General features: G+C 74.4%; 25 protein-coding genes and 1 pseudogene. 17 read left to right on the top strand and 9 right to left on the bottom strand.

The window, feature by feature from the left end:
- The first annotated feature begins 1 nt into the window (after position 1).
- The 5 genes and pseudogenes from priA to ACZ3ZD_RS33320 all read left to right on the top strand — a co-directional run bounded on the left by priA (position 2) and on the right by ACZ3ZD_RS33320 (position 3,351).
- Positions 2–727, top strand: a complete 726-nt coding sequence (gene priA / locus ACZ3ZD_RS33340) for a bifunctional 1-(5-phosphoribosyl)-5-((5-phosphoribosylamino)methylideneamino)imidazole-4-carboxamide isomerase/phosphoribosylanthranilate isomerase PriA (protein ID WP_467405821.1) — start codon at positions 2–4, stop codon at positions 725–727.
- On the top strand, positions 724–1,119 hold the full coding sequence (locus ACZ3ZD_RS33335; RefSeq protein WP_467405818.1) for a RidA family protein: 396 nt from the start codon (positions 724–726) through the stop codon (positions 1,117–1,119). Before priA ends, ACZ3ZD_RS33335 begins: the two co-directional genes overlap by 4 nt.
- A complete protein-coding gene (gene hisF, locus ACZ3ZD_RS33330) occupies positions 1,116–1,871 on the top strand; it encodes an imidazole glycerol phosphate synthase subunit HisF (protein WP_467405814.1) in 756 nt (251 codons plus the stop codon). Before ACZ3ZD_RS33335 ends, hisF begins: the two co-directional genes overlap by 4 nt.
- A 74-nt stretch (positions 1,872–1,945) precedes the next feature.
- Positions 1,946–2,080 (top strand): annotated as a pseudogene (locus tag ACZ3ZD_RS33325) (transcriptional regulator); the annotation flags it as partial.
- A gap of 32 nt (positions 2,081–2,112) precedes the next feature.
- On the top strand, positions 2,113–3,351 hold the full coding sequence (locus tag ACZ3ZD_RS33320) for an MFS transporter (RefSeq protein WP_467405811.1): 1,239 nt from the start codon (positions 2,113–2,115) through the stop codon (positions 3,349–3,351).
- 7 nt (positions 3,352–3,358) lie between these two features.
- On the opposite strand, the gene ACZ3ZD_RS33315 is transcribed toward ACZ3ZD_RS33320, so the two are convergent.
- Together ACZ3ZD_RS33315 and ACZ3ZD_RS33310 are read right to left on the bottom strand one after the other, a co-directional pair.
- Positions 3,359–3,757 carry a VOC family protein gene (locus ACZ3ZD_RS33315; protein WP_467405808.1) on the bottom strand — a complete coding sequence of 133 codons (399 nt, stop codon included), beginning with the start codon at positions 3,755–3,757 and terminating at the stop codon, positions 3,359–3,361.
- A 12-nt stretch (positions 3,758–3,769) separates the two neighbouring features.
- Complete coding sequence (locus ACZ3ZD_RS33310; protein ID WP_467405806.1) at positions 3,770–4,405, bottom strand: TIGR03085 family metal-binding protein; 636 nt, start codon at positions 4,403–4,405, stop codon at positions 3,770–3,772.
- Positions 4,406–4,524: 119 nt separating this feature from the next.
- Here ACZ3ZD_RS33310 and hisI point away from each other — a divergent pair, with 119 nt between their 5' ends.
- The 11 genes from hisI to lgt all read left to right on the top strand — a co-directional run bounded on the left by hisI (position 4,525) and on the right by lgt (position 13,296).
- Positions 4,525–4,926, top strand: coding sequence for a phosphoribosyl-AMP cyclohydrolase (gene hisI / locus ACZ3ZD_RS33305; protein WP_467405802.1), 402 nt, complete (start codon positions 4,525–4,527; stop codon positions 4,924–4,926).
- Positions 4,927–4,937: 11 nt separating this feature from the next.
- Positions 4,938–6,443, top strand: coding sequence for an anthranilate synthase component I (locus tag ACZ3ZD_RS33300; protein ID WP_467405799.1), 1,506 nt, complete (start codon positions 4,938–4,940; stop codon positions 6,441–6,443).
- Positions 6,444–6,468: 25 nt separating this feature from the next.
- A complete protein-coding gene (locus ACZ3ZD_RS33295; protein ID WP_467405797.1) occupies positions 6,469–7,116 on the top strand; it encodes a TIGR02234 family membrane protein in 648 nt (215 codons plus the stop codon).
- A 120-nt stretch (positions 7,117–7,236) separates the two neighbouring features.
- Entirely contained in the window at positions 7,237–7,494 is a 258-nt protein-coding gene (locus tag ACZ3ZD_RS33290) for an HGxxPAAW family protein (RefSeq protein ID WP_467405794.1), read from the top strand.
- 74 nt (positions 7,495–7,568) lie between these two features.
- The gene (locus tag ACZ3ZD_RS33285; protein WP_467405790.1) at positions 7,569–8,000 is read left to right on the top strand and encodes a DUF2752 domain-containing protein; all 432 of its coding nucleotides are present in this window, start codon (positions 7,569–7,571) and stop codon (positions 7,998–8,000) included.
- Between the two features lie 135 nt (positions 8,001–8,135).
- The gene (gene trpC, locus ACZ3ZD_RS33280; RefSeq protein WP_467405786.1) at positions 8,136–8,945 is read left to right on the top strand and encodes an indole-3-glycerol phosphate synthase TrpC; all 810 of its coding nucleotides are present in this window, start codon (positions 8,136–8,138) and stop codon (positions 8,943–8,945) included.
- Between the two features lie 20 nt (positions 8,946–8,965).
- On the top strand, positions 8,966–9,172 hold the full coding sequence (gene trpM, locus ACZ3ZD_RS33275) for a tryptophan biosynthesis modulator TrpM (protein WP_467405784.1): 207 nt from the start codon (positions 8,966–8,968) through the stop codon (positions 9,170–9,172).
- Between the two features lie 67 nt (positions 9,173–9,239).
- Complete coding sequence (gene trpB, locus ACZ3ZD_RS33270; RefSeq protein ID WP_467405781.1) at positions 9,240–10,523, top strand: tryptophan synthase subunit beta; 1,284 nt, start codon at positions 9,240–9,242, stop codon at positions 10,521–10,523.
- A complete protein-coding gene (gene trpA / locus ACZ3ZD_RS33265; RefSeq protein WP_467405778.1) occupies positions 10,520–11,338 on the top strand; it encodes a tryptophan synthase subunit alpha in 819 nt (272 codons plus the stop codon). Before trpB ends, trpA begins: the two co-directional genes overlap by 4 nt.
- Positions 11,339–11,435: 97 nt before the next feature.
- The gene (locus ACZ3ZD_RS33260; RefSeq protein ID WP_467405776.1) at positions 11,436–12,209 is read left to right on the top strand and encodes a DsbA family protein; all 774 of its coding nucleotides are present in this window, start codon (positions 11,436–11,438) and stop codon (positions 12,207–12,209) included.
- 82 nt (positions 12,210–12,291) lie between these two features.
- The gene (lgt, locus tag ACZ3ZD_RS33255) at positions 12,292–13,296 is read left to right on the top strand and encodes a prolipoprotein diacylglyceryl transferase (protein WP_467405773.1); all 1,005 of its coding nucleotides are present in this window, start codon (positions 12,292–12,294) and stop codon (positions 13,294–13,296) included.
- A 64-nt stretch (positions 13,297–13,360) separates the two neighbouring features.
- On the opposite strand, the gene ACZ3ZD_RS33250 is transcribed toward lgt, so the two are convergent.
- Genes ACZ3ZD_RS33250 through ACZ3ZD_RS33220 form a run of 7 tightly spaced genes read right to left on the bottom strand, consistent with a single transcriptional unit; the run spans position 13,361 to position 21,229 of the window.
- Complete coding sequence (locus ACZ3ZD_RS33250) at positions 13,361–14,173, bottom strand: HpcH/HpaI aldolase/citrate lyase family protein (protein ID WP_467405769.1); 813 nt, start codon at positions 14,171–14,173, stop codon at positions 13,361–13,363.
- Positions 14,170–15,393: a CaiB/BaiF CoA transferase family protein gene (locus tag ACZ3ZD_RS33245; RefSeq protein WP_467405766.1), complete on the bottom strand. Its 1,224-nt coding sequence runs from the start codon at positions 15,391–15,393 to the stop codon at positions 14,170–14,172. Before ACZ3ZD_RS33245 ends, ACZ3ZD_RS33250 begins: the two co-directional genes overlap by 4 nt.
- Positions 15,390–16,283, bottom strand: coding sequence for a ribokinase (gene rbsK / locus ACZ3ZD_RS33240; protein WP_467405763.1), 894 nt, complete (start codon positions 16,281–16,283; stop codon positions 15,390–15,392). The genes ACZ3ZD_RS33245 and rbsK overlap by 4 nt, the downstream gene beginning before the upstream one ends.
- Entirely contained in the window at positions 16,280–17,641 is a 1,362-nt protein-coding gene (locus ACZ3ZD_RS33235; RefSeq protein WP_467405761.1) for an ADP-ribosylglycohydrolase family protein, read from the bottom strand. The genes rbsK and ACZ3ZD_RS33235 overlap by 4 nt, the downstream gene beginning before the upstream one ends.
- Positions 17,629–18,807 (bottom strand): ADP-ribosylglycohydrolase family protein, encoded by a 1,179-nt coding sequence (locus tag ACZ3ZD_RS33230; RefSeq protein ID WP_467405758.1) that lies wholly within the window; start codon positions 18,805–18,807, stop codon positions 17,629–17,631. Before ACZ3ZD_RS33230 ends, ACZ3ZD_RS33235 begins: the two co-directional genes overlap by 13 nt.
- Positions 18,808–18,815: 8 nt before the next feature.
- On the bottom strand, positions 18,816–19,937 hold the full coding sequence (locus ACZ3ZD_RS33225) for an ADP-ribosylglycohydrolase family protein (RefSeq protein ID WP_467405757.1): 1,122 nt from the start codon (positions 19,935–19,937) through the stop codon (positions 18,816–18,818).
- Positions 19,934–21,229 carry an ADP-ribosylglycohydrolase family protein gene (locus ACZ3ZD_RS33220; RefSeq protein WP_467405754.1) on the bottom strand — a complete coding sequence of 432 codons (1,296 nt, stop codon included), beginning with the start codon at positions 21,227–21,229 and terminating at the stop codon, positions 19,934–19,936. Before ACZ3ZD_RS33220 ends, ACZ3ZD_RS33225 begins: the two co-directional genes overlap by 4 nt.
- 263 nt (positions 21,230–21,492) lie before the next feature.
- Here ACZ3ZD_RS33220 and ACZ3ZD_RS33215 point away from each other — a divergent pair, with 263 nt between their 5' ends.
- On the top strand, positions 21,493–22,224 hold the full coding sequence (locus ACZ3ZD_RS33215; RefSeq protein WP_467405752.1) for a VIT1/CCC1 transporter family protein: 732 nt from the start codon (positions 21,493–21,495) through the stop codon (positions 22,222–22,224).
- Positions 22,225–22,335: the final 111 nt, after the last annotated feature.

Genomic DNA, 22,335 nt, shown 5'->3' with positions numbered 1-22,335 from the left:
CATGGCCAAGCTCGAACTCCTCCCCGCCGTCGACGTCCGCGACGGCCAGGCCGTACGCCTCGTGCACGGCGAGTCCGGGACCGAGACCTCCTACGGCTCCCCGCTGGAGGCCGCCCTGGCCTGGCAGCGCGCCGGCGCCGAGTGGCTGCACCTGGTCGACCTGGACGCCGCGTTCGGCACCGGCGACAACCGCGCGCTGATCGCCGAGGTGGCGGGCGCGATGGACATCAAGGTGGAGCTGTCCGGCGGCATCCGCGACGACGACACCCTCGCCGCCGCCCTCGCCACCGGCTGCACCCGGGTCAACCTCGGCACGGCCGCCCTGGAGACCCCCGAGTGGGTCGCCAAGGTCATCGCCGAGCACGGCGACAAGATCGCCGTCGGCCTGGACGTACGCGGCACCACGCTGCGCGGCCGCGGCTGGACCCGCGACGGCGGCGACCTGTACGAGACGCTGGCCCGCCTGGACCAGGAGGGCTGCGCCCGCTACGTCGTCACCGACATCGCCAAGGACGGCACGCTCCAGGGTCCCAACCTGGAGCTGCTGCGGAACGTGTGCGCGGCGACGGACCGCCCGGTCGTGGCCTCGGGCGGCGTGTCGTCCCTCGACGACCTGCGCGCCCTCGCCGGCCTGGTGCCCCTCGGCGTCGAGGGCGCGATCGTGGGCAAGGCCCTGTACGCGAAGGCGTTCACCCTGGAAGAGGCCCTGGAGGCGGTGGCCGAGTGAGCGACATCCGACGCGTGGCGACCGGCGCGCCCTGGGAGGAGCAGTTCGGCTACTCCCGTGCGGTGGAACTGCCGAACGGCCTGGTGCTGGTCTCGGGCTGCACGTCCGTCGTGGACGGGCAGATCGCCGGGGGCGGCCCGTACGAGCAGGCGGTCAACGCCTTCAAGGTCGCCCTGGAGGCGCTCGGGCGGCTGGGTCTCGGCCGTGACGACGTGGTGCGCACCCGCATGTACCTCACGCACGCCCGGGACGTGGACGAGGTCGGCCGCGCGCACAAGGAGCTGTTCGACACCGTCCGCCCCGCCGCATCCATGATCATCGTCTCCGGTTTCGTGGACCCCAGTCTGGTGGTCGAGGTCGAGGTGGAGGCGTTCCGAGGAGCTCCCGCATGACCCTGGCCGTACGAGTCATCCCCTGCCTGGACGTGGACAACGGCCGGGTCGTCAAGGGCGTCAACTTCCAGAACCTGCGCGACGCGGGCGACCCCGTCGAGATGGCCAAGGTGTACGACGCGGAGGGCGCCGACGAGCTGACCTTCCTGGACATCACCGCGTCCTCCGGTAACCGGGAGACGACGTACGACGTGGTGCGCCGCACCGCCGAGCAGGTGTTCATCCCGCTCACCGTGGGAGGCGGCGTCCGCACGGCCGACGACGTGGACAGGCTGCTGCGGGCGGGCGCGGACAAGGTGGGTGTGAACACCGCCGCGATCGCCCGCCCCGACCTGATCCGCGAGATCGCCGAGCGGTTCGGCCGCCAGGTGCTGGTCCTGTCGGTGGACGCCCGCCGCACGCCCGGGGGCACGTTCGAGGTCACCACCCACGGCGGCCGGCGCGGCACCGGCATCGACGCGGTGGAGTGGGCGCACCGGGCGGCCGAGCTGGGCGCGGGGGAGATCCTGCTGAACTCCATGGACGCGGACGGCACGAAGGACGGCTACGACCTGGAGATGATCGCCGCCGTCCGCAAGCACGTCACCGTCCCGGTGATCGCCTCCGGCGGCGCGGGCAAGCTCACCGACTTCCCCCCGGCCATCGAATCCGGCGCGAACGCGGTCCTGGCGGCCTCGGTCTTCCACTTCGGCGACCTCCGCATCGCCGAGGTGAAACAAACCCTGCGGGAGGCGGGGCACCCCGTGCGCTAGCGGCCACCCTGCCAGGCCCCGGCCGGGTGGCCGGGGCCGCTTCGTCTCCGCCTGCTGTTCGTCGCCGAGGCGGCAGCGCGGACGCGCGGGAGCGGTGGTGGCGGCCGTCGTCCGGGGGTGTCGCCATCCGCGACGAGGACTTCCAGGACGCGCCCGAGAAGGTCGCGGCGCGGCTGGCCGCCTCGCGGCTGTTCCCGGAGCAGCGTTCCCGTCCGACCACCGCCTCCGAGAGGACCACCCCGTGACCGCCGAGCTCGTGTCGCCGGTGACCGTGCAGGCCCATCGTGATCCGAACGTCCTGCGGTGGCTCGGTGCCTACACCGCCTCGATGCTGGGCGACAGCGTGTACTACCTGGCGCTGTCCTGGGCGGCCGTCCAGGCCGGGACGCCCGCCCAGGCCGGACTCGTGATGTCGGCGAGTGCGCTGCCCAGGGCGCTGCTGATGCTCGGCGGGGGTGTGATCGCCGACCGGCTGGGGCCGAGACGTGTCGTCATCGCCAGTGACGCGGTCCGGTGCGGCGCCGTCCTCGCCGTGGCCGCCCTGCTGTTCCTCACCCGCCCCGGCCTGTGGCCGCTCGCCCTGCTGGCCGTGGTCTTCGGCACCGTCGACGCCGTGTTCATGCCCGCTGTGGGCGCCCTGCCGCCCCGGATCACCGGCACGGACCAGCTCGCCCGCGTGCAGGGCATGCGCGGCCTCGCCATCCGCTGCGCGAGCGTCGTCGGCGCTCCCCTCGGCGGCCTCGGCGTGGCCCTCGGCGGCGCCCCGGCCGCCTTCGCCCTCGCCGGGGCGCTCATCGCCGTCTCCGTGCCGCTGCTGATCTCGGTACGCGTACGGGACCTGCCCGCGGACGACACGCCCCGCGGGCCACGCACCGCCCGCAGCGACCTCCGGGCCGGCCTGCGCCACGTCCGCCGGCACCGGGTCCTCGGCCCGCTGATGCTCGCCATCGCCCTCGGCGACCTGGGTTTCGGCGGCCCCCTGAACGTCGGACTGACCCTGCTCGCCGACCGGCGCGGCTGGGGCGCCTCCGGGATGGGCTCGGTGCTGGCAGGGTTCGGCGTCGGCGCGGGCGCCGCCTCGCTGCTGCTGACCGTCCGCGGCCGGCTGCCCCGGGCGGGACTGGTCGCGGGGTGCGCCATCATCGCCGGCTCGGTGGCCGTCGGCGCCCTCGCCTACGTCCCCGCCCTCCCGGCCGCCGTCGGCACCGCCGTGCTCGTCGGCCTGCTCACCGGCCTGAGCGGAGCCATGTGCGGCGCCCTGCTGCAGACCCAGGCCGACCCCGCCTACCTCGGCCGGGTCACCTCCGTCTCCAGCCTGGTCAGCCTCGGCCTCACCCCGCTCAGCATGCCGCTCGCCGCCGCCGCCGTCGGCACCTGGGGACTCGGCCCGGTCTACGTCGTCAGCGCCGCCGTCTGCGGCCTCGGCGGGGTCGTCGCCCTCGCCGTACCGGCCCTGCGCCGCGCCGAACTCCCCGGCTGACCGGGCCTCACTCCTTCGGCTGGACCAGCTGCACCAGGTTGCCCACGGTGTCGTCGAGCACGGCCGCCAGCATCGGGCCCTGCTCCTGCGGCGGATGCGGGAAGCGGACACCGAGGCCGCTCAGCCGCTCGTACTCGGCCCGGATGTCGTCCACGGAGAAGACGATGCACGGCAGCCCCGCCTCGTACAGCGCCCGGCGGTACGGCTCCGCGATCGGGCCCTGGCCGGGCTCCAGCAGCAACTGGAGATCCGGCTGCGCCCCGCCCGGCGCGCCGACCGTCACGAACAGGGTGCCGTCACCGAGGTCCATGCGGGTGCGGGTCTCGAAACCCAGGACGCCGGTGTAGAAGGCGTGCGCCGTCTCCACGTCGTCCACGAACACACCGGTCATCGCCACCTTGATCACGGGCCGGCCCTCTCAGATGCCCAGCTGCCGGGACTCGTGCAGCCGGTCGATCGCGTCCGCGTCGCCGTCCACGTCCACCCTGGCCGCGTTCTGCCGGCCGTACGCGAACAGCAGCAGCTCCGACGGCTCACCGGTCACCGTGACCACCGGGGTGCCCCGGTGCGCCACCGCCGTCTGCCCGTCCGGCCGGCGCAACACCAGGCCCGTCGGCACGCCCCGGCCCATCAGCCGCGCCATCCGCTCCAGCCGGGACCACAGCGCGTCCTGGAAGACGGGGTCCAGCTCCCGGGGCGTCCAGTCCGGCTGGGCGCGGCGGACGTCCTCCGTGTGGACGTAGAACTCCACGATGTTGGCCGCCTCGTCCACCTGCTTGAGCTGGAACGGCGAGAACCGCGGCGGGCCGGTGCGGATCAGCTGGATCAGCTCGTCGTACGGCTTCGCGGTGTACTCGGCCATCACCTTCTCCAGGCGCGGCGCGAGCTGCTTGATCAGCGTGCCCCCGGCCGCGTCCGGGCGGCGCTCGCGGACGATCACGTGCGCGGCCAGGTCACGGGTCCGCCAGCCCTCGCAGAGGGTCTCGGCGTCCGGCCCGACGGTTTCCAAGAGGTCGGCGAGGAGAAGCCGTTCACGCTTGGCGAAGGTCGACATGCTGTCAGCCTACGACCCGGTACGCGCTCCGCCCAGCGGGCACGCGCCGAACGGCCCCGCCCGGTCCGGCCCGTGGACCGGGACCGTCACCGTCGGTCCGGCGCGGCACAATGGCACCCATGACCAGTACGACCGGCGCCCCCCGCCCCAGCAGCCTCGACCCGGAGATCGCCGCGCGGCTCAAGCGCAGCGCCGACGGGCTCGTCCCCGCCATCGCCCAGCAGTACGACACCGGCGAGGTGCTCATGCTCGGCTGGATGGACGACGAGGCGCTGCACCGGACGCTGACCACCGGCCGCTGCACCTACTGGTCCCGCAGCCGCCGGGAGTACTGGGTCAAGGGCGACACCTCCGGCCACGTCCAGCGGGTGAAGTCGGTCGCGCTGGACTGCGACGCCGACACCCTGCTGGTCAAGGTCGACCAGGAGGGCGCCGCCTGCCACACCGGCGCCCGCACCTGCTTCGACGCGGACGTGCTGCTGAAGGACACCGGTTCCGGCGCGTCCGGCTCCGGTCAGTAAGGTCAGCGGCCATGGAACTGGAGACCTTCCGCAAGCTGGCCACCGACCGGCGTGTCATCCCGGTCACGCGCAAGCTCCTCGCCGACGGCGACACCCCGGTCGCGCTCTACCGCAAGCTGGCCGCCGAGCGCCCCGGCACCTTCCTGCTGGAGTCCGCGGAGAACGGCCGTTCCTGGTCCCGCTACTCCTTCGTCGGCGTCCGCAGCGCCGCCACGCTCACCGCCCGCGACGGGCAGGCCCACTGGCTCGGCACCCCGCCCGTCGGCGTCCCCACCGACGGCGACCCCCTCGCGGCCCTGCGCGCCACCCTCCAGGCGCTGCACACCCCGCACCAGGAAGGCCTGCCGCCCTTCACCGGAGGCATGGTCGGCTACCTGGGCTACGACATCGTCCGCCGCCTGGAGAAGATCGGCCCCGGCGAGCGCGACGACCTGCGGCTGCCCGAGCTGACCATGCTGCTCACCAGCGACCTCGCGGTGATGGACCACTGGGAGGGCTCGGTCCTGCTGATCGCCAACGCGATCAACCACAACGACCTGGACACCGGCGTCGACGAGGCCTACGCGGACGCCGTGGCCCGGCTGGACGCCATGGAGGCCGACCTCACGCGCGCCGTGGCCCAGCCGCCGGCCGTCCTGCCGCCCTCCGAACTGCCCGGGTACACCGCGCTGTGGGGCGGCCCCGACTTCCAGCGGGCCGTCGAGGACGTCAAGGAACGCATCCGCGCGGGCGAGGCGTTCCAGGTCGTGCCCTCCCAGCGCTTCGAGACCCCGTGCACGGCGAGCGCCCTGGACGTCTACCGGGTGCTGCGGGCCACCAACCCCTCGCCGTACATGTACCTGTTCCGCTTCGACGGGTTCGACGTCGTCGGCTCCTCCCCGGAGGCGCTGGTGAAGGTCGAGGACGGCCGCGCGATGGTGCACCCCATCGCCGGCACCCGGCACCGCGGTGCCACCCCGCAGGAGGACCAGGCCCTCGCCGAGGAACTGCTCGCCGATCCCAAGGAGCGCGCCGAGCACCTGATGCTGGTCGACCTCGGGCGCAACGACCTCGGCCGGGTCTGCGAGCCCGGCTCGGTCGAGGTGGTCGACTTCATGTCCGTCGAGCGCTACTCCCACGTGATGCACATCGTCTCCACCGTCACCGGCACGGTGGCGCCCGGCCGCACGGCCTTCGACGTGCTCACCGCCTGCTTCCCGGCGGGCACCCTGTCCGGCGCCCCCAAGCCCCGCGCGATGCAGATCATCGACGAGCTGGAGCCGTCCCGGCGCGGGCTGTACGGCGGCTGCGTCGGCTACCTGGACTTCGCCGGCGACTCCGACACCGCCATCGCCATCCGCACGGCCCTGCTCCGCGACGGCACGGCCTACGTGCAGGCGGGCGCCGGCGTCGTCGCCGACTCCGACCCGGTCGCGGAGGACCAGGAGTGCCGCAACAAGGCGGCCGCGGTGCTGCGCGCGGTGCACACGGCGAACCGCCTCGGGCAACAGGGCGCTTCTCACACGAACCCCGGGTGACGGTCCGCCCCGGAGTCAGGCGATAGTGGAGTACGTGACTGCCGTACCTGACCCCGCATCCGAAGCCGCCGAAACCGCCGCGTCCGCCCGGTCCGGGCGGCGGAGCCTCGCCGTGGCCCTCCTGTGCGGCGCGCTCGGCGCGGCCGTGGCGCTGCTCGCCACCCGGCAGCGCTGGGCGGAGGGCACCGCGACGGTGGCCGGCGGCGCGTTCCCGCTGACCGCGAAGGGCAGCGACGTCACGGGCGTCCCCGCGGCCCTCGCCATCGTGGGCCTGGCCGCGCTCGTCGCCGTCTTCGCCGTCCGCAGGGCCGGCCGGCTGCTCGTCTCCGGGCTGCTCGCGCTGTCCGGCGCCGGGATCGTCACCGCGGCCCTGGCGGCCGCCTCCGACGGCACCGCCCTGGACGAGGAGGCCGCCAAGGCGAGCGGCGACACCTCCGCCACGGTCGCCGCCCTCACCCACACCGGCTGGCCCTACGTCGCGGCCGTGGGCGGCCTGCTGATCCTGCTCGCCGGGCTGCTCGCCCTGCGCTACGGGAGGCTGTGGCCGGCGATGTCCGGGCGCTACGAACGCGGCACCGCCCGCCCGCGGCGCGCGGCCCGTCCGGCCGACCCGGAGCGGCCCGAGGAGATCTGGAAGGCCCTGGACCGCGGTGAGGACCCGACGGGCGCCTGACCCCGGCACCGGTGTGGTGAACCAGACGCCACCCCCGCGTCCGGCACGCGCGCGCGTACGGGAGAATGGACGGCGAGCCTCCGGCTCGTACGACACACAGACAGCAACGAGGAGCAAGTCATGGCGGGCAGCAGCCACGGTCACACCCCGGCCGCCTGGACCGGTGTCATCATCGCCTTCATCGGTTTCTGCGTCGCGGGTGCCTTCATGGTGATGGCCCAGCCCGTCGGCTTCTGGGCCGGCATGGTCATCACGGTCCTCGGTGGTGTGGTCGGCTGGATCATGCGCGCCATGGGCCTCGGCCAGCCGAAGCAGTCGGCGGCGCCGTCGCAGGGTGCGCCGGCGGCCAGGCGGGAGCCGGTGGCCGCGGAGAGCTGAGCCACGGGTCCGACGCGCGGGCGGTCCGGCATCCCCGGGATGCGGGCCGCCTTTCGCATGGGCAGAATGCCCGCGTGAACGCCTACAGCCGTCCGGTTCCGTCCCCCGTGCCCGTCCGGCGGCGGGTGGCCGTCCCGGCGGGCGTGCTCGGTGCCGTCGCCGGGGCCTTCGGGTACGTCGGTGCCGTCGACCCGGGCGAACCCGGCCACTACCCCGTCTGCCCCCTGTACCGGCTCACCGGGCTGTACTGCCCGGGCTGCGGCGGGCTGCGGAGCGCGCACGCCTTCGTGCACGGTGACCTGCTCGCCGCGCTGCGCGACAACGCGCTCGGCGTGGCCGCCTACCTGGGGTTCGCCGTGCTGTGGACCGTCTGGGTGGTCCGCGCGGCGCGCGGCCGGCCGCTGCGGATCGACCTCGGACGGCCCCACCTGTGGGCCCTCGGCGCGCTGCTGCTGGTGTTCACCGTCGTCCGGAACCTGCCGTTCGGTGGCCGGCTCCATCCTTGATCGAACGACGAAGGTCCAGGTAGTGGGACCGGCCTCGCCCGGATGCGAAGCCTCGGCCGTCCTGCGGATACCATCGCAGTGACCACAGGTTTGCAGAACCTCGAAGGAACCACCGTCTGGAAGGGGGCCGCTCGCGTGAGTGTGCTCGACGAGATCATCGACGGAGTCCGTGCCGACCTCGCGGAGCGGCAGGCGCGCGTCACCCTCGACGAGCTCAAGGAGCGCGCGGCCAGGGCCCACGCCGCCAAGGACGGGGTGGCCGCGCTCAAGGGCGACGGCGTCAAGGTGATCTGCGAGGTCAAGCGCTCCAGCCCGTCCAAGGGCGCGCTGGCGGCGATCGCCGACCCGGCCGGGCTCGCCGCGGACTACGAGGCGGGCGGCGCGGCCGTCATCTCCGTCCTCACCGAGCAGCGCCGCTTCGGCGGCTCGCTCGCCGACCTGGAGGCCGTGCGCGCCCGGGTCGACATCCCCGTCCTGCGCAAGGACTTCATCGTCACGTCGTACCAGCTGTGGGAGGCCCGCGCGTACGGCGCCGACCTCGCGCTGCTGATCGTGGCCGCCCTGGACCAGTCGGCCCTGGAGTCGTTGATCGAGCGGGCCGTGTCCATCGGCCTGACCCCGATCGTCGAGGTGCACGACGAGGACGAGGTCGACCGGGCGGTGGACGCGGGCGCCAAGGTCATCGGCGTCAACGCGCGCAACCTGAAGACGCTGGAGGTCGACCGCGGCACCTTCGAGCGGCTCGCCCCGGAGATCCCGGACAACATCGTCAAGATCGCCGAGTCCGGTGTCCGCGGCCCGCACGACCTCATCGCCTACGCCAACGCGGGCGCGGACGCCGTCCTGGTCGGCGAGTCCCTGGTCACCGGCCGCGACCCGAAGGCGGCGGTGGCCGACCTGGTGGCGGCGGGCGAGCACCCGGCACTGCGCCACGGCCGCGGCTGATCCGGCTAGGCTTGGCGTCGATGACCTGCTTCGTGACGACCGTGGACCGGCACGCGCGCCTGGCGCGCGGCTGCCGTCCGCGCGGCTGCCGCGCTCCCGCGCGCCGCGTACACGGCCGTCGCGTGCGGTACGTCATCGGTGACGAGCCGGGACAGGTCAACGGCATGCGATGGCAGCGCGCCCCCCAGGGGCGCGGGGATCTGCGCGACCGGCCGCACCCGGCCTGAGGTCGCCCGACGGCTCCGCCCCCCACGGCGACTCGTTTCTCGAAGAGCACTCACCGTGAGGTTTCGTATGCCCAGCGACTTCTTCATCCCCGACCCCCAGGGTCAGATCCCCGACTCCGCAGGCTACTTCGGAGATTTCGGCGGCAAGTTCATCCCGGAGGCCCTTGTCGCCGCCGTGGACGAGGTCGCCGTCGAGTACGACAAGGCCAAGCACGACCCCGAGTTCGCCCGCGAACTCGACGACCTGCTGGTCAACTACACCGGCCGGCCGTCCGCGCTCACCGAGGTGCCCCGGTTCGCCGAACACGCCGGGGGCGCGCGCGTGTTCCTCAAGCGCGAGGACCTCAACCACACCGGCTCCCACAAGATCAACAACGTGCTCGGCCAGGCCCTGCTCACCAGGCGCATGGGCAAGACCCGGGTCATCGCCGAGACCGGCGCGGGCCAGCACGGTGTCGCCACGGCCACCGCCTGCGCCCTGTTCGGCCTCGACTGCACCATCTACATGGGCGAGATCGACACCGAGCGCCAGGCCCTCAACGTGGCCCGGATGCGCATGCTCGGCGCCGAGGTGGTCGCCGTGAAGTCCGGCAGCCGCACCCTCAAGGACGCCATCAACGAGGCGTTCCGGGACTGGGTCGCCAACGTCGACCACACCCACTACCTGTTCGGTACGGTCGCCGGCCCGCACCCCTTCCCGGCCATGGTCCGCGACTTCCACCGGGTCATCGGCGTCGAGGCCCGCCGCCAGCTCCTGGAGCGCGCCGGCCGCCTCCCGGACGCGGCCGTCGCCTGCGTCGGCGGCGGCTCCAACGCCATCGGCCTCTTCCACGCCTTCATCCCCGACGACGGCGTCCGCCTCATCGGCTGCGAACCGGCCGGACACGGCATCGAGACCGGCGAGCACGCGGCCACCCTCACCGCCGGCGAACCCGGCATCCTGCACGGCTCCCGGTCCTACGTCCTCCAGGACGACGAGGGCCAGATCACCGAGCCGTACTCGATCTCGGCCGGTCTGGACTACCCGGGCATCGGCCCCGAGCACTCCTACCTGAAGGACTCCGGCCGCGGCGAGTACCGCGCGATCACCGACGACGCCGCCATGCAGGCCCTGCGCCTGCTGTCGCGGACCGAGGGCATCATCCCGGCCATCGAGAGCGCCCACGCGCTGGCCGGCGCCCTGGAGGTCGGCAGGGAACTGGGCCGGGACGGCCTGATCGTCGTCAACCTGTCCGGCCGCGGCGACAAGGACATGGACACCGCCGCCCGCTACTTCGGCCTCTACGACACCGACGCCGAGGTGGCCGCCGACGAAGCCGACACCGCCGAGATCGAGGGGGACGCCAAGTGAGCGGGAACGTCCGGCTGCTGACCGACACCCTCGCCGCCGCCAGGGCCGAGGGCCGCTCCGCGCTGATCGCCTACCTCCCGGCCGGCTTCCCGACCGTGGACGGCGGCATCGACGCGGTCCGGGCCGTCTTCGACGGCGGCGCCGACATCGTCGAGGTCGGCCTGCCGCACAGCGACCCGGTCCTCGACGGCCCGGTCATCCAGACCGCCGACGACATCGCCCTGCGCGGCGGCGTGAAGATCGCCGACGTGATGCGCACGGTCCGGGAGGCCCACGCGGCCACGGGCAAGCCGGTGCTCGTCATGACCTACTGGAACCCCATCGACCGCTACGGCGTGGAGCGCTTCACCGCCGAGCTGGCCGAGGCGGGCGGCGCGGGCTGCATCCTGCCCGACCTGCCGGTGCAGGAGTCGGCGCTGTGGCGGGAGCACGCCGACAAGCACGGCCTGGCGACCGTTTTCGTGGTGGCGCCCAGCAGCAGGGACGAGCGGCTCGCCGAGATCACCGCGGCGGGCAGCGGCTTCGTCTACGCGGCCTCCCTCATGGGGGTCACCGGCACCCGCGAGTCGGTCGGCACGCAGGCCCAGGACCTGGTCCGGCGCACCCGCGGCACCGGCACCGACCTGCCCGTCTGCGTCGGGCTCGGCGTCTCCGACCGGGCCCAGGCCGCCGAGGTCGCCGGGTTCGCCGACGGCGTGATCGTCGGTTCGGCGTTCGTGAAGCGGATGCTGGACGCACCCGACCCGGCCTCCGGTCTCGCAGCGGTCCGCGAGCTGGCCGCAGAGCTGGCCAAGGGCGTGCGGGGACAGGCGTAACCGCAGGTCACTTTCCCTATCGACATACACGGTCACTCGAACGAGTGGACCTCGGTCCGGGGAGGCGCGCTGCGCCTCCCCGGTTCGTTCTGGGGGTGTGAGCGAGAAGAACCGTGACGGAAAGCGCACCGCCCGGGAGCGGCTGGCGGTCGAGCGCGAGAAGCAGAAGACCGCGGAGAAGCGGCGGCGCACGCTGATCGTGGGCGCGAGCGTCGTCTGCGTCCTGGGCCTCGCGGCGGTGATCGGCGTGGTCGCCGCGAAGGCCGGCAAGGACGAGAAGAGCAGCGCGGGCCCGGCCGTGGCCCCCTCGGGCGCGCAGGGCAAGGACGGCCTCGCGGTCCCGGTCGGCAAGGACGGCGCCAAGTCGACGCTCACCGTCTGGGAGGACTTCCGCTGCCCGGCCTGCCAGGCCTTCGAGACGGCGTACCGGCCGGTGCTCCACGAACTGGCCGACGCCGGCAAGCTCAGAATCGAGTACCACCTGGTCCGGCTGATCGACGGCAACCTCGGCGGCAGCGGCTCGCTGCGCGCCGCCAACGCCGCCGCCTGCGCCCAGGACGCGGGCAGGTTCCGCGACTACCACGACGTGTTGTACGCGAACCAGCCCAAGGAGACCGACGACGCGTTCGCGAGCAACGCCAGGCTGACCGAGCTGGCCGGCAAGGTGAAGGGCCTCGACACGCCCGCCTTCCGGAAGTGCGTCGACAACGGCACGCACAACGCCTGGGTGGACAAGTCCCAGCAGGCCTTCCGCACCGGCGGCTTCACCGGTACGCCGACGGTCCTGCTCGGCGGCAAGAACATCTACCAGGACCAGACGATGACCCCGGCCAAGCTCAAGCAGATGGTGGAGGCCGCCGACCGCGGGTAAGCGTTTCTCACGCCCCCGTTACGGACCCGTAGCCGGGCCGCTTGCCGTCCCCACGGCCCGGCACGGTAGCGTCGGACCTGCCATGAACCTTGCCTACATCCCCAGCCCGTCGCACGGGGTGCTGTACCTCGGCCCCATCCCGCTGCGCGGCTACGCCTTCTGCATCATCATCGGCGTCTTCGTCGCCGTCTGGCTCGGCAACAAGCGCTGGATCGCCCGCGGCGGGCAGCCCGGCACGGTCGCCGACATCGCCGTCTGGGCGGTGCCGTTCGGCCTCGTCGGCGGTCGGCTCTACCACGTGATCACGGACTACGAGCTGTACTTCAGCGAGGGCCGTGACTGGGTGGACGCCTTCAAGGTGTGGGAGGGCGGCCTGGGCATCTGGGGCGCGATCGCGCTCGGCGCGCTCGGCGCGTGGATCGGCGCGCGCCGCCGTGGCGTCCCGATGCCCGCCTACGCCGACGCCGTCGCGCCCGGTATCGCCTTCGCGCAGGCCATCGGCCGCTGGGGCAACTGGTTCAACCAGGAGCTGTACGGCCGCGAGACCCATCTGCCCTGGGCGCTGCACATCACCTCCGCCGAGGGCGGCCGGGTCCCGGGCTACTACCACCCGACGTTCCTCTACGAGTCCCTGTGGTGCATCGGCGTGGGCCTGCTGGTCATCTGGGCGGACCGCCGCTTCCAGCTCGGCCACGGCCGGGCGTTCGCCCTGTACGTCGCCGCGTACTGCGCCGGCCGCGCCTGGATCGAGTACCTGCGGGTGGACGACGCCCACCACATCCTGGGCCTGCGCCTCAACGTCTGGACCGCGCTGATCGTCTTCCTGCTGGCCGTGGTGTACATGGTGGTGTCGGCGAAGAAGCGGCCGGGGCGGGAGGCCGTGGTCGAGCCGGGGGTCTCCGAAGGGCCGGCCGACGACACGAAGGCCGGGGCCGATGCCGGGACGGACGCCGGCACGGACCCGGTCACCGGCACCGGCACCGGCACCGGCACCGGCAAGGACACTGACACCGCCGTCGGCACCGGCTCCGGCCCCGATGCCGACGCCGGGGGCGAGGAGAAGACGGCGCCGGCCGAGAAGAGCTGACCGTCTCCGCTACGACACCGAGGGCGCCCGGAGCTTTCCGGGCGCCCTCGGTGCGTGCCGGGGGTCAGGTCCTGCCCGCCAGCGACAGCGTGCGCCGGGCCATCGCCACCACCGCCGCGTCGACGAAGCGGCCGTCGGGCAGGGCCAGCGCGCCCGCATTCCCCGCCGCCGCCTCGACGACCGTCTCCGCGTGGTCGATCTCGGCCCGCGTCGGCAGGTAGGCCCGCTCGATCACCGCCAGCTGACGGGGGTGGATCGCGGCGCGCCCCAGGAAGCCGAGGGCGCGGCCGTGGGCGCAGGACGCCGCCAGCCCGTCGAGGTCGCGGATGTCCGGGTGGACGGTCTGCGCCGGCGGTGCCAGACCCGCCGCCCGGGCGGCGACGATCACCCGGGAGCGCGGCCAGTCCAGGCCCGCGTCGGCCCGCATCCCCAGCTCGGCCCGCAGGTCGGCCTCGCCCAGGGCGATGCCCCGCAGGGCGGGGTGGGCGGTGGCGATGGCGTAGGCGCGCTCGATGCCGAGGGCCGACTCCAGCAGCGCGTACAGCGGGACCGGGACGGCGACGGCGGCCTGCCGTACCTCGTCCGGGCTCGTCACCTTCGGCAGCCGCAGCCCGGCCAGGCCCGGAAGGCCGGCCAGGGCGGCGAGGTCGGCGGCCGCCCAGGGACCGTCCAGGGCGTTGACGCGGACGTGCACCGGCACCGGCTGCGGCCGTGCGAGCAGGTCCGCGGTGGCCGTGCGGGCGTACTCCTTGCGGTCCGGGGCGACCGCGTCCTCCAGGTCGACCACCACCACGTCGGCGCCCGCCACCAGCGCCTTGGCCACCACGTGCGGGCGGTCTCCGGGGACGTAGAGCCAGGTCAGCGGGTAGCGGGTCACAGGGCGCCCGCCGCGCGCAGGGCCGCGATGTCGGCCGGGGCGAGCCCCAGCTCGGTGAGGACGGCGTCCGTGTCGGCGCCGTGCGGGCGGCCGGCCCAGCGGATCACGCCGGGCGTTCCGGAGAGCCGGAACAGGACGTTCTGCATGCGCAGCGGGCCCAGCTCCGGGTCGTCGACGGTGGTGACCGTGTCCAGGGCCTGGTACTGGGGGTCCGCGAGGACGTCCCGGACGTCCTGGACGGGTGCCACTGCGGCCTGCGCCTCGTCGAAGGCGGCGAGCACCTCGGCGCGGGTGCGGGCGGCGATCCAGGAGCCGACCGCCTCGTCCAGGACGTCGGCGTGCGCGGCCCGGCCCGTGCCGGTGGCGAACCATGGTTCCCCGACCAGCTCCGGGCGGCCCACCAGGCGCAGGACGCGTTCGGCGACCGACTGCGCGGAGGTGGAGACGGCGACCCAGGTGCCGTCGGCGGTGCGGTAGGTGTTGCGGGGGGCGTTGTTCGCGGACCGGTTCCCGGTGCGTTCCTGGACGTAGCCGAGCTGGTCGTACCAGGTGGGGTGGGGGCCGAGGACGGACAGGATCGGTTCGATGATCGCCATGTCGACCAGCTGGCCCGCGCCGGTGCGCTCGCGCCCGGCCAGTGCCGTCAGCACGGCGTACGCGGTGGCCAGGCCCGCGACCGAGTCGGCGAGACCGAACGGCGGCAGTGTCGGAGGCGCGTCGGGTTCGCCGGTGACCGCGGCGAAGCCGCTCATGGCCTCGGCGAGCGTGCCGAAGCCGGGGCGGTGGGCGTACGGGCCGAACTGGCCGAAGGCGGTGACCCGGGCGAGCACCAGCCGGGGGTTGGCCGCCGACAGCTCGGGCCAGCCCAGGCCCCATTTCTCCAGGGTGCCGGGGCGGAAGTTCTCGATCACCACGTCGGCGGTGGCGGCGAGCCGCAGCAGGGTCGTCCGGCCGCCGGGGGTGGACAGGTCGAGGGTGATGGTCCGCTTGTTGCGGCCGAGCACCTTCCACCACAGGCCGACGCCGTCCTTGGCCGGGCCGTGGTGCCGGGAGGGGTCGGGACGCCGGGGGTGCTCGACCTTGACCACCTCGGCGCCGAAGTCCCCGAGCAGGGTGGCGGCCATCGGCCCGGCGAAGAGGGTGGCCAGGTCCAGCACCCGCAGGCCGTCCAGGGCGGGGGTCGCGTGGGTCGTCGTACGCGGTGTGCTCGTCGTACTCATGCGCTGTACTGGGCCTCGATCTCCTGGCGGTACGGCATCGACGCCGACGCCCCCGCCCGCTGGACGGAGATCGCCGCCGCGGCGGCCGCCCAGGACAGGGCCTCGCGCACCGGTCTCTCCTCGGCGAGGGCCACCGCGAGCGTGCCGACGAAGGTGTCGCCGGCGCCGGTGGAGTCGACGGCGGTCACGCGGGGCGCGGGGACCACCAGCGGTTCGGCGCCCCGGGCCAGGTACAGGCAGCCGGTGGCACCCAGCGTGACGGCGACCTCCGGCACCAGGTCCGCCAGGGCGGCCGCCGCCTCGCCCGGGTCGGCGCGGCCGGTCAGGGCGGCGGCCTCGTACTCGTTCGGCACCAACAGGTCGATGGTACGCAGGAGTTCGTCGGGCAGCGGGCGCACCGGGGACGGGGTGAGGACCGTACGCACGCCGTGCCGGTGGGCCGCCTCGGCCCCCGCGACGACGGCCGCGGTCGGGATCTCCAGTTGCAGCAGCACGGCGTCGGCGGTGGCGATCAGGCCCTCGTCGCCGGGGGAGAGGTGGTCGACCGTGCCGTTGGCGCCGGGGATGACGACGATCGCGTTGCCGCCCTCGTCGTCCACCACGATGTGCGCGGTGCCGGACGGGCCCTCGACCGTGCGCAGGAAGTCGGTGTCCACACCGGAGTGTTCGAGGGTGTCGCGCAGCCGCACGCCGTGGGTGTCGTTGCCGACCGCGCCGATCATCGAGACGGTGGCGCCCGCGCGGGCCGCGGCGATCGCCTGGTTGGCGCCCTTGCCGCCGGGGACGGTCCGGAACTCCCGTCCCGTCACGGTCTCCCCGCGCTGCGGGGCCCTGGCGACATAGGTGACGAGGTCCATGTTGGTGCTGCCGAGGACGACGATGTGGGTCATGGGCGGGTCGCCTCCAGGTGAGTGAGGTGGGCGAGGGTGTCGAAGCCGGTGCCGTCGAAGTCGGCGACGGTGGTGGCGAGCCGGTTCTTCAGCGGGGCCCGCCAGCGGTCGGGCAGCGCGTCGGGACGGCCGGCGAGGAGCCCGGCGATACTGCCGGCGGTCGCGCCGCCCGAGTCGGTGTCCCAGCCGCCCGACACGGCACGGCAGACGGAGCCGGCGAAGTCGCCGTCGGCGTGGGTGAGGGCGGCGGCGATCAGCGCGGTGTTGGGGATGGCGTGCACCCAGTGGTGGTCGTGGGCGTAGCGGGCGTGCAGCCGGTCGACGACCTCCTCGAAGTCGGGGGTGGCCGAGGCCAGTCGGACGGCGTGGTCGACGGCCCGGGCGAGCCGGGAGCGGGCCGGGACCACCGCGCGGCCGGCGCGCAGGCAGGCGTGCACGTCGTGGTCGCCGGTGGCGGCCGTGGCGATGGCGGCGGCGGTGAACATGGCCGCGTAGACCCCGTTGGCGGTGTGGGTGAGGACCGCGTCCCGGTGCGCCTGCGCGGCGGCGGCCGCCGGGTCGCCGGGGTTGGTCCAGCCGTGCACGTCGGCGCGGATCAGGGCACCGATCCACTCGCGGAACGGGTTGCGGTGGCGGGCCGTGTGCGGGGGTTCGATGCCGGCGAGGAGGTTGCGGTGCGCGAGGCGCTCGGCGGTGAAGGTACGGCCGGGCGGCAGTTCCTCCAGCCAGAGCCGGGCCACGTCGTCGGTGGTGAAGTTCCTGCCGTGGCGCCGGAGCAGCAGCAGATTGAGCAGCGGGTAGTCGAGGTCGTCGTCCTCGGGCATGCCGTCGATGTTCTCGGCGAGCGAGGTGGCGGCCGAGCGGCGGTTCCAGGGGTGGGCGCGAAGGAGGTCCTCCGGGACACCGCGGGCGGTGAAGTAGCCGGTGAGCGGCCAGTTCCCGGCCGCCTTGGCGAGGGCGCGGATGCCGTCGAGGGGCAGCTTCTCGACGGGCTTGCCGAGCAGACACCCGATGGCCCGGCCCAGCCAGGCCGCTTCCAGGGCGCGGGGAGGGGGCGCGGGGGCGGGCGGTGCGGTGGGCCAGTCGGGGCACTGGCGGGTGATACGGGACAGCTCCGTCGGCTCGTCCTCGGCGAACCGGCTGGGCAGATCGGCGAGTTCGTCCAGCAGGTCCTCGGCCAGCAACCGCAGATAGCGCGACGCCCGGCTCGCGGACGCGCCCGCCCGCTCCGGCGCGTCCGGGCCGCCCGCCGCCCGCCAGCGCGCCTCGATCGCCGCCGGCTCCCGCCCGTCCAGCCGGGCCTGGCGCAGCTCGTGGCCCAGCAGGTCCTCCGGCTGGACCCAGGTCAGTCGGAGCACGGCCGGCCTCCGAGCGCGGCGAACGCCTCCTCGTGGGCGCGCCGGCGGCGCACGTCCCGGGCGAAGACCTCCCGCGTCACCTCGGTGAGCGTCCGGGCCGGCGCCCACAGGTCGAGACGGCTGGCGTCCGCGACCGTCTTCGCCCACTCCTCGGGGACCGGCGAGCCCAGCGCGCCCGCGAGGGCACCGGCCATCGTGGCGATCGAGTCGCAGTCACGGCCGTAGTTGACCGAGCCGAGCACGGCCTGCCGGTAGTCACCGCCGGACACGACCAGCATGCCCAGCGCGACGGGGAGTTCCTCGACGGAGTGCAGCCGGGAGGGGCGGCGGGCGGCGAGGGAGGGGGCGCGGTAGTCCGGGCCGACGGTGTCGTACGGGGCCACCGCCGCGCGCAGCGGACCGAGCGCCGACTCGAAGTCCCGGTACCGGGCGGCGACTTCGCAGACCTTCTCGATCGCCGCGCGGGTGCCGTCCTTGGCCGGCGACAGGCAGGCGGCCACCACGGAGTCCGGGGTCGCGCCGGGGGAGGCCGCCGCGGCCACCGCAGCGGCGAACACCCCGGCCGCCTCACGGCCGTACGACGACTGGTGCGCGCCCGCGATGTCCAGGGCCTCGGCGTAGGCGGCGGCCGGGTTGGCCGCGTTGACCAGGCCGACCGGGGCCATGTACATCGCCGCGCCGCAGTTGACGATGTTGCCGACGCCCGCCTCCCGGGGGTCGGCGTGACCGTAGGCCAGCCGGGCCACCAGCCACTTCTCGGCGAGGAACAGCCGGTGCAGCGGCAGGGCCTCGGCCTCCAGCTCCGGGATCCAGCGGGGGTTGGTCATCAGGTCCGGGACCAGGTGCTCGGCGACCGCGTACGCGTCGAGGTGGTCGCGGACGCGGTCGTAGACCCGGATCAGCGCGTGCGTCATCAGGGTGTCGTCGGTGACGTGGCCGTCGCCCTTGTGGTACGGGGCGATGGGCCGGGCGGTGCGCCAGGCGTCGCCGTGCCAGGGGCCGACGACACCGCGGACCGGTCCGCCGTGCCGCTCGGCGATCTGCTCGGGGGAGTAGCCCTCGACCGGCCCGCCGAGCGCGTCACCGACGGCGGCACCGACGAGGGCGGCGGTGACCCGGTCGGCGAGCGGGAGCGGAGGGGGATCTTTGGGGTGTTCGGGCGTCATGCCCCGAATCATCCTCCCGGCCGCCCCGGTTGCGCGGCTTCCAGCTGTTCGGCGAGTTCTACGAGGTCGGTGCCGGTGAGGCGGGGGAGGGTGCAGCCGGGGAGGGTGCGGCAGGCGTTCCGCCAGGTGGCCGGGATGGCCGCGCCGCCGCCGAGGGCGCCGGTGAGGGCGCCCACCAGGGCGGGGGCGGAGTCGGCGACGCGGGACAGGCAGGCGGCGGCCGGTACGGCCTCGGCGATCCGGCCCCGGGCGGCGGTGGCCAGGGCCAGCGCGACCGGGACGGTCTCGGCGGCGGCGATGCCGTAGCTGTAGACGTGGTCGACGATCTGGTGTTCCAGCAGGGGTACGAGCGCGAAGGCGGACTCCTCGTCCTCGGCCAGGGCGAGGGCGTGGCGGGTGTTGCGGCCGATCTCCGTGTCCGCGGGCAGCTCGGCGAGCGCGGCGGTCACGCAGGTGTCCGGCGCCGCGCCGACGAGGGCGAGGGAGAGGGCCGCCGCCATGGCCCGGGCGCCGTGCACGCCGTCGCCGTCCTGGGTGTAGCGGGCGTCGAACTCGGCGAGCGCGGCGGCCTGTTGCGGATCGCCGGGGTGGGCCACGGCGAGGACGCAGGCGCGGACGCAGGCCGCGTCGTCGAAGTAGTGCGGGTTGTCGTGCCCGGTGGCGGGCGGCCGCAGTCCGGTGGCGAGGTTGCCGAGCCCGGCGCGGACGGAGATACGGGCGCGCAGCGGCAGGACGGCGGACTCGATCTCCGGGGCGCGGTCCGCGGCGGCGGCGACCTCGGACGCCATGGCGGTCCAGGTGAGGTCGATGGCGGCGCGCATACGGCGGGCCCGGCTGAGGTCGCCGAGGACGTCGTCGTCACCGGCCCGCAGGACCGCCTCCGCGGCGAACACCGCCCACTCGGCGTCGTCGGAGGGGCCGAGGCGGAGGGGCTCGGGGGGCTGGTTGAGTGCGATCGGCACCGGGAGGGTGGTGGTGGCGTTCTGCTCGGCGAAGGTGTCCAGTTCCCGGGTGAGCCGGCGGGTCCACTCGGGCATCCGCGCGGCGCGGTGCCGGGCGGCGGGCCAGCCGGCGGCGTCTCCCGCGGCCAGGCCGAGCAGGAGACCCTCGACACGGCGCACCGCGGTCACGGCCGGCCCTCGCCGGCCAGGGGCCCGGCGGCCGCCGCCACCACCGTCGGCGGAGGGCCCGCCACCGCGCAGACGACGCCGGCCGCCGTCTTGGCCGCATCGGCCATGTCGGCCACTCCGCAGACGACGCCGGCCCCCGTCTCGGTCACATCGGCCACCCCGCAGACGACGCCGGCCCCCATTGCGGCCGCATCGGCCATGGCCGCCACCCCGCAGACGACGCTGGCCCTCATTTCGGCCACATCGGCCATCTCGGCCACATCGGCCACGACGACGTCACTCACGCCGCCCACCTCCCCGCCCGCCAGCAACTCCGCCACCTCCAGCACGTGATGTCCCGCCACCGCCGGCAGACAGCGGCCGCGGGCCGGGGTGATGGCGGTGGCCCACGGGGCGGGGATGGCCGAGAGGCCCTGGGTGGCGCCGGAGAGGGCGCCGGCGACCGCCGCCGTGGTGTCGGCGTCGCGCCCCATGTTGACGGCCGTCAGGACCGCCTCCCGGAAGTCGCCGTCGGCCGCCGCGTACGCGCCGAAGGCGAGCGCGACCGCTTCGGGGGCCAGGTCGGTCCAGGGGTAGCCGCCGATGACGACCGCGGAGCGGACCGCGCGTTCGCCGCGGTGGGCCACGGACACCGCGCGGCGCAGGGAGCGCGCCGTCCAGGAGTCGTCGGGGATCACCGCCAGGGCCGCGGCGATCACCACGGGGACGGGCGCGCCGGTCATCGCCGCCGCCACGCCCGCCGCGACCGCCTGGCCGCCGTAGATCCCCTCGCCCTCGTGGCTGACCGAGCCGTCGATGGCCACCAGCCGGGCCGCCTCGGCGGGCCGCCCCGCGGCGAACACGCCGAACGGCGCCGCCCGCATCGCCAGGCCGTCGCTCCAGGCGTGCCGGTGCTGGGCCGAGATGGGGGCGACGAGGCCGCGGCGGAGGTTCTCCAGCGTGCCGCGTTCGCTGAAGCCCGCGCCGCGGAAGGGGCCCTCGGCCCGGTCGGCGATCCACTCGTGCCAGGCCGCCTCCACATGCGCCGGGGTGAGCGCCGAGCCGTGCCGGGCCAGCAGCAGCCCGGAGAAGATCGCGTACTCGGTGTCGTCCGTGCCGCACGGCCGCTCGCTGACGTACCCGGTGATGCGGCCCCAGCGGGCGCGGATCTCGGAGGGCCTGAGGTTCTCCGCGGGCGCCCCCAGCGCGTCCCCGACGGCCAGGCCGAGCAGCGCGCCCCGGGCCCGGTCACGGCGTCCGGCGGCCTCCCCGGGCGCCGGAACAACCGGGGGAGTACGGGCGATCGATGCCATGGACGGCCTCCTTCGGCGGGGTCGCACGGGACCCTTTGCCGATGTCTCCCACCGCAGGCGGCGGGAGGAGCGCGGGGCGGGCTTCTGTCACCCGCTCGGCATCTGAGCAGCCTTTCGCACATACGAGCGTCCGCACCGAAACGCGCAGGTTAGCAGAGCCTTTCCTTGCTGGCGGAGGCGGAATGACAAGCGTAAATTCTGTGTTGTCGAAAAGTAGAACTCGTCCAAAGTTAGCTTTGGCTAAGCTTCCCTGGGGGGCCCGCATGGCCATCATCGAAACCGAGGCCGCGCTGCACGTGGCGCACCGAGACAACCACACGCACCGCGATGTGAACGGCGGCTGGCTGCGGCCCGCCGTCTTCGGCGCCATGGACGGGCTCGTCTCCAACCTCGCCCTGATGACGGGCGTGGCCGGCGGGGCCGTCAGCCAGCACACCATCGTCCTCACCGGTTTCGCGGGGCTCGCCGCCGGCGCCTTCTCCATGGCGGCCGGCGAGTACACCTCCGTCGCCTCCCAGCGGGAACTCGTCGAGGCCGAACTCGACGTCGAGCGCCGCGAGCTGCGCAAGCACCCGCAGGACGAGGAGGCCGAGCTGGCCGCGCTGTACGTGGCGCGCGGGGTCGAGCCGGAGCTGGCCCGGCAGGTCGCCCGGCAGCTGTCCCGGGACCCCGAGCAGGCCCTGGAGATCCACGCCCGCGAGGAGCTGGGCATCGACCCCGGCGACCTGCCCTCGCCGCTGGTCGCCGCCGTGTCGTCGTTCGGCTCGTTCGCCCTCGGTGCCCTGCTGCCCCTGCTGCCGTACCTGCTCGGCGCCACCGTGCTGTGGCCCGCCGTGCTGCTCGCCCTCGCCGGGCTCTTCGGCTGCGGTGCCGTCGTGGCCAGGGTGACGGCGCGGACCTGGTGGTTCAGCGGTCTCAGGCAGCTCGCGCTGGGTGGTGCGGCGGCCGGTGTGACGTACGCCCTGGGCGCCCTGTTCGGAACGGCCGTAGGATAGCCCCGCCGGTAGGTATGCGAGAGGCCGTATAAATACCCGTTACTCGCTGGTTTCGGGTGCGTGACCACCGGGCATGAGCCGTAAGCACTGCGGGCAACGACGCCCGACGCA

The sequence above is a fragment of the Streptomyces sp. NPDC023481 genome (assembly GCF_055560195.1).
Note: the sequence above shows the minus strand (reverse complement) of the source record. Positions and strands in the feature narration are given on the sequence as shown.